The following is a 258-nucleotide window of genomic DNA, read 5'->3' as shown; positions in this document are numbered from 1 at the left end:
CGAGGCCAAGCCCCATCGCTCCGAAGCCATGATCTACCTCGCCATGATCAGCCTCATGACCCGCCGCCTGACAACGGAATCCACCCCGACCTGGCGCGGCGCGTGAACCACCCTCAACACGGCAATCTGGGATGAAACAACGGGATGAAACGCCCTCTCAGCTTGTCCTACCTTCCAGACGTGGGCCTGAGGCGGTCATTCGTAAGATCGTCGGACCCCAGGGGCTCTGGGTATGGCTGTGAGCTTGTCGCCGTTGGA

The 258-nt window shown here is 61.6% G+C and carries 1 pseudogene; it reads left to right on the top strand.

Annotation, left to right across the window (positions count from 1 at the left end):
• Positions 1-106 (top strand): annotated as a pseudogene (locus tag IF89_RS49540) (IS5/IS1182 family transposase); the annotation flags it as partial.
• Positions 107-258 lie beyond the last annotated feature (152 nt).

Source organism: Streptomyces sp. NRRL F-2664 (assembly GCF_000719345.1).
GTDB lineage: Bacteria > Actinomycetota > Actinomycetes > Streptomycetales > Streptomycetaceae > Streptomyces.
The sequence above is the reverse complement of the archived record's forward strand: the minus strand, read 5'-3'. Positions and strand labels throughout refer to the sequence as shown.